This is a genomic window from Arsenicicoccus dermatophilus, from assembly GCF_046267915.1.
Classification (GTDB): Bacteria; Actinomycetota; Actinomycetes; order Actinomycetales; family Dermatophilaceae; genus Arsenicicoccus; species Arsenicicoccus dermatophilus_A.
The window spans coordinates 3,003,308-3,008,158 of record NZ_CP176520.1; the positions used below are offsets into that span (position 1 = coordinate 3,003,308).

5 protein-coding genes are annotated in these 4,851 nt (G+C 70.4%); 2 read left to right on the plus strand and 3 right to left on the minus strand.

Translation table 11 applies throughout. The annotated features are described in order from the left end of the window. Positions 1–101: 101 nt before the first annotated feature. On the plus strand, positions 102–1,445 hold the full coding sequence (locus ACK2IS_RS14250; protein WP_409483950.1) for an MFS transporter: 1,344 nt from the start codon (positions 102–104) through the stop codon (positions 1,443–1,445). 28 nt (positions 1,446–1,473) lie between these two features. Then, entirely contained in the window at positions 1,474–2,871 is a 1,398-nt protein-coding gene (locus ACK2IS_RS14255; RefSeq protein ID WP_409483951.1) for an MFS transporter, read from the plus strand. Here ACK2IS_RS14255 and ACK2IS_RS14260 read toward each other — a convergent pair. The 3 genes from ACK2IS_RS14260 to ACK2IS_RS14270 all read right to left on the minus strand — a co-directional run bounded on the left by ACK2IS_RS14260 (position 2,825) and on the right by ACK2IS_RS14270 (position 4,593). Next, positions 2,825–3,121, minus strand: a complete 297-nt coding sequence (locus ACK2IS_RS14260) for a hypothetical protein (RefSeq protein WP_409483952.1) — start codon at positions 3,119–3,121, stop codon at positions 2,825–2,827. The genes ACK2IS_RS14255 and ACK2IS_RS14260 overlap by 47 nt on opposite strands. 89 nt (positions 3,122–3,210) lie before the next feature. Beyond that, entirely contained in the window at positions 3,211–3,978 is a 768-nt protein-coding gene (locus ACK2IS_RS14265) for a helix-turn-helix domain-containing protein (RefSeq protein ID WP_409483953.1), read from the minus strand. A gap of 129 nt (positions 3,979–4,107) precedes the next feature. Then, a complete protein-coding gene (locus tag ACK2IS_RS14270) occupies positions 4,108–4,593 on the minus strand; it encodes a hypothetical protein (protein ID WP_409483954.1) in 486 nt (161 codons plus the stop codon). Positions 4,594–4,851 lie beyond the last annotated feature (258 nt).

Genomic DNA, 4,851 nt, shown 5'->3' on the forward strand with positions numbered 1-4,851 from the left:
TGAATCGATCCGCAGAAATCCCCTCGGCCTGTCGTCTTGTGGGCCGCACCATGGGGTCCTAGCGTGATGCGCAACGATCCTTCAAATTCGAGGAGTCGCCCGTGAGCACCCCTGCTCGCAGCACGGCCGCCCCTGCCTCGGCGGCGGCCGCACCCCACCCGGCCGAGGCCGGCGCCGGCCGGGTCCTGACCTGGTCCACGATCTCGTTCACCGTGATGTTCGCGGTCTGGATGATGTTCGGCATCCTGCAGAAGCCCATCCGGGCCGAGCTGCACCTGTCCGAGGAGCAGTACTCCTGGATCCTCGCCGCCGCCATCCTCAACGGGTCGATGTGGCGCCTGCCGGCCGGGATGCTCACGGACCGCATCGGTGGGCGCACGGTGTTCACGGCGCTGCTGCTCCTGGGGGCCGTCCCGGCCTACCTCGTGGCCCACGCGCACTCCTACGCCGTGCTCCTGCTGCTCGCCTTCCTCGTGGGCTTCGTGGGCAACTCCTTCAGCGTCGGGGTGGCCTGGAACTCCGCGTGGTTCAGCCGGCAGCGGCAGGGCTTCGCGCTCGGGCTGTTCGGGGCGGGCAACGTCGGGGCCTCGGTCACCAAGTTCATCGGGCCCCCGCTGATCGCCGGCACCGCCGGCGCGACCTACCTCGGCGTGGTCACGGGCGGCTGGCGCCTCGTCCCGGTGATCTATGCCGTGCTGCTCGTGGTCCTCGCGGTGCTCACGTGGTTCGGGACGCCGAGCGCGGACCGGATGCCCGGGGCGGCCAAGCCGCTCACGCAGATGCTGGCCCCGCTGCGGCAGGTGCGCGTCTGGCGCTTCAGCCTCTACTACGTCGCGGTGTTCGGCGCCTACGTCGCGCTGTCCAGCACGCTGCCCGGTTACTACCAGGACAACTACGACGTCTCGCTGACCCAGGCCGGTCTGCTGACCGCGTTGTTCATCTTCCCCGCCTCGCTGCTGCGCCCCGTCGGCGGCTGGTTCTCCGACCGCTTCGGCGCGCGCAAGGCGATGTACGGCACCTTCGCCGTGATGCTCCTCACCAGCGGGCTGCTGATGATGCCGAGCGGCCACCTGGTCATCACTCACCCCGACGGCCATCAGTCCCAGCACCTGCCCTGGTCGCTCGGCCTGGTGCCGTTCACCGTGATCGTCTTCCTGCTCGGGTGCGCGATGGGCGTCGGCAAGGCCGCGGTCTACAAGCACATCCCCGAGTACTTCCCCGACGACGTCGGCTCCGTCGGCGGCCTCGTCGGCATGCTCGGTGGCCTGGGCGGCTTCTTCCTGCCGCCGCTGTTCGCGTACTCCAAGGCGTGGAGCGGTTTCCCGTCCAGCAGCTTCTTCGTGCTCTTCCTGCTCACCGCCGTCTGCCTCGCCTGGATGCACCTGACCGTCGTCCGGATGCTGCACCAGCAGTCGCCGCACCTCGCCGACCGCTTCGACCACTGACCTGACCACACCGACTGGAGACCACACCATGAGCACCGCGACCGACACCCGCACCGGGGGTGAGTGGCTGCAGGCCTGGGACCCTGAGAACGACGCGACCTGGGACAAGGGCCTCGCCTGGCGCACCCTGTGGATCACGACCTTCTCGCTCACCATGTGCTTCGTCGCGTGGTACCTCCCGAGCGCGATCATCCCCAAGCTCAACGCCCTGGGCTACTCGTTCAGCAAGCAGGAGCTCTACTGGATGTCGGCGATGCCGGGCCTGGCCGCCGGCCTGCTGCGCATCGTGTGGATGGTCCTGCCGCCGGTCATGGGCACCCGCAGGATGGTCTCCCTCACCACCCTGGCGCTCGTGCTGCCGATCCTCGGCTGGGGCGTGCGGGTGACCTCGCCGACCGCGCCCTACTGGGAGCTGATGGTCCTGGCCTTCCTGGCCGGCATCGGCGGCGGCGCCTTCTCCGGCTTCATGCCGTCCACGTCGTACTTCTTCCCCCGGCGCCTGCAGGGCACGGCCCTCGGCCTGCAGGCCGGGCTCGGCAACCTCGGCGTCTCGCTGGTGCAGCTGCTGACGCCGTGGCTCATCGGCTTCTCGATGCTCGGCTTCCTCGGCCACTCCGAGATGATGAAGGTGCCGGGCAAGCCCTCCACGCAGGTGTGGTACCAGAACGCCGCCTTCGTCTGGATCCCCCTGGTGCTCGTCGGCGCCGCCCTCGCCTGGACCCTGCTGAGGTCGGTCCCGGTCAAGGCCAACATCCGCCAGCAGTTCGACATCTTCGGCAACGTCGACACCTGGCTGATGACCCTGATCTACATCATGACCTTCGGCACCTTCTCCGGCCTCTCGGCGCAGTTCGGCCTGCTCGCGACCAATCTCTACGGCTCGGGCAACGCCGACATCGTCAAGGGCTCCGGTGCGGCCGCCCAGATCCTCGTCCACGGGTATGCCGTCCCCGACCCGGTCACCTTCGTCTTCTGGGGGCCGCTGATCGGTGCCCTGGCCCGGATGGTCTTCGCTCCGCTCACCGACAAGATGGGCGGCGCGATCTGGACCCTCATCTCCGGCCTGGGTCTGATCGCCTCGATCGTCTGGACGATCCCGGCGCTGTCCCCGGACACCTCGTCCGCGGCGGCCCTGCACGGCGGGTTCACGCACTTCTTCTGGGGGATGATGCTGATCTTCCTGTTCTCCGGGATCGGCAACGCCTCGACCTTCAAGCAGATGCCGATGATCTTCGAGAAGCGCCAGGCCGGCGGCGTCATCGGCTGGACCGCGGCGATCGCGGCCTTCGGGCCCTTCCTCTTCGCCCTCGGCATCGGGATGATGGGCGCCACCGCGTTCTACCGGGTGGGCGTCGCCTGGGCCCTCATGTGCACGGCGATCACCTGGATGCGCTACGCCCGCAAGGGCGCTCCGAAGCCGGGCTGACGCCCCGCACCATCCGCAGCTCGGTCGTCCCGGTGCCGGCCAGCTCCGTGGTCGCCCCCTCGGCGCTCCGCCCCGTCTGCTCGTGCTGGCGGCCGCGGTCGCGCCACCGCCGGGTGCTGTCCTCGTCGGAGCGGGCGTCAAGGACCTCGTCGGGCAGGAGCCCGCGGTAGGCGACCCGCCATACCCGGTTGTGACCCGGGCCGATCACCTCGGCGTCGGCGGCGCGCAAGGGACTGACCTCATAGCTCATGTCCGGCAGGCTACGCACCAAGGTGCCCGGCCTTTCCCGGCACGCGGACCGGCGGAGTCGGTGACTGCGTCACGACCTCGGGCAGAAGCTCAGTCGGGCAGGACGTGACGCAGGTCGAGGCCGTCCTCGACGACGATCCCAGGAGCGGCCGCGGCGGTGCTGATGTCGACGGCGCACACGCCCGGCGTGATCATCGGGACCACGCGCACCTGCGGGTCGGGCACGCCCAGCTCGGTGAGGGTGCCGCGCACCAGGCCCAGGTGGATCCCACAGATCACGTCCGGGTGGCGTCGGGCCGCCTCGATCATCGGACAGTAGGTCAGGGTCGCCTGGCAGCGGGTGGCCAGGTCGCCCTCGACGGTGACGGTCTCGGGCGGATAGCCCCAGCGGGCGAGGGTGTCGACCAAGCGCCGCACCGGGATGCTCCCGCTCGTGTCGGCGCCCGACGACGTGTCCGCCGGCTCGACGGCCTGCCCGTGGGCCTGCACCCAGGCCGCTCCCGCGCGGTCCGCGGCCTCCGCCCGAGCGGCCACGTCCGGGCCCGACCGTCCGCCGTCGGCCAGCGTCGCCGACAGCACATCGGCGAGGATGACATAGGCGGTGGCGCTCACCGGGGTGGTGTCGGTGGCGCGGCGATAGACCTTGCGAGGCCGCCCGGGTCGCTCCCGCCGCTCGGGCTGGGACTCCAGGACTCCGGCCTGCTCGAGCTGGTCCAGGTGGAAGCGCACGGTCGTGACGTGCAGCCCCAGCGCGTCGGCGAGGGCGAGGGCGGTCCAGCGGTCGGGCTCGGCCTCGACCAGCTCGGTGATCCGGCGGCGGACGCCCGACGAGAGCAACGCCTCACGTTCCCTGGGCATGGCACTCCTCCGACGGACGGGCGCTCGCGACGCGGGCACCGGAGCACCAGGGTACGTGCCCTGCCCTGAGCAGCAGGAGGCCGGGAACCACCCCCTCGGCGGATCCCGGCCTGCCGGCGTGCGAGGGCCTCAGCCCTTGGCGCCACGCGTGACGTTGACCGTGCAGCCGTCGGCGGCCTTGGTGAGCTTGGTGGTGAGCTCGACCTTCTGGGTCGAGCCGGGCGCGACGTTCTCGACCAGCTTGGTGGCCCGGCCCATGACGTCCGAGCCGTGGACCCAGTTGATGGTGATGACGTAGTCCTTGGGCCCCTTGGCCGAGGACTTCAACGTGCCGGTGACCTTCTGCTCCCCGAGCTTGGTGTCGCAGTTGCCGTCCAGGGTGAAGTCCTTGCGGGCGCCCTCCAGGCCCTGGGGCTTGAGCACCGGCGGGACCACCAGGTCCTTGGGTGAGATGCCCGCGTCGTTGACCCGCGCGGCCTGCCCGGCGGCGGCGCCGGGCGGGAAGGTCGTGGTCGTGGCGGTGGTGCGGGTGGCGCCGGAGCAGCCGGCCAGGGCGAGCGCGGAGGCCGCCGTGACCGCGGCCAGCGTGGCGCCGAGCTTCTTGGGAGCGACCATGGTCACTGCCACCTTCCCCCCGGCCTGCACCGGGGCTGTCGGTCGACTGCAGGGAGTCACACGAACTCCGATTCTTGCAGCCTTATGAATACTTTGCGTGATCATCATAGGCCAGATGCCGGGACGTTCACTCACTTTCAGTGACTTTTCCGGAGATGTTTCTCCGCTACCGATCACGACCCGTCAGGTCCGGTATGCCGCTGCGGGCCGGCCCCGACACCGCTGGTGTCCGGACCGGCCCGCGGCGGAGCGCCCGGA

What these genes read in the sequence shown, in the direction of transcription:
- ACK2IS_RS14255 (WP_409483951.1), top strand. Translation starts at nt 1,474, where the DNA reads ATGAGCACCGCGACCGACACCCGCACCGGGGGTGAGTGGCTGCAGGCC.
- ACK2IS_RS14260 (WP_409483952.1), bottom strand. Translation starts at nt 3,121, where the DNA reads ATGAGCTATGAGGTCAGTCCCTTGCGCGCCGCCGACGCCGAGGTGATC.
- ACK2IS_RS14265 (WP_409483953.1), bottom strand. Translation starts at nt 3,978, where the DNA reads ATGCCCAGGGAACGTGAGGCGTTGCTCTCGTCGGGCGTCCGCCGCCGG.
- ACK2IS_RS14270 (WP_409483954.1), bottom strand. Translation starts at nt 4,593, where the DNA reads ATGGTCGCTCCCAAGAAGCTCGGCGCCACGCTGGCCGCGGTCACGGCG.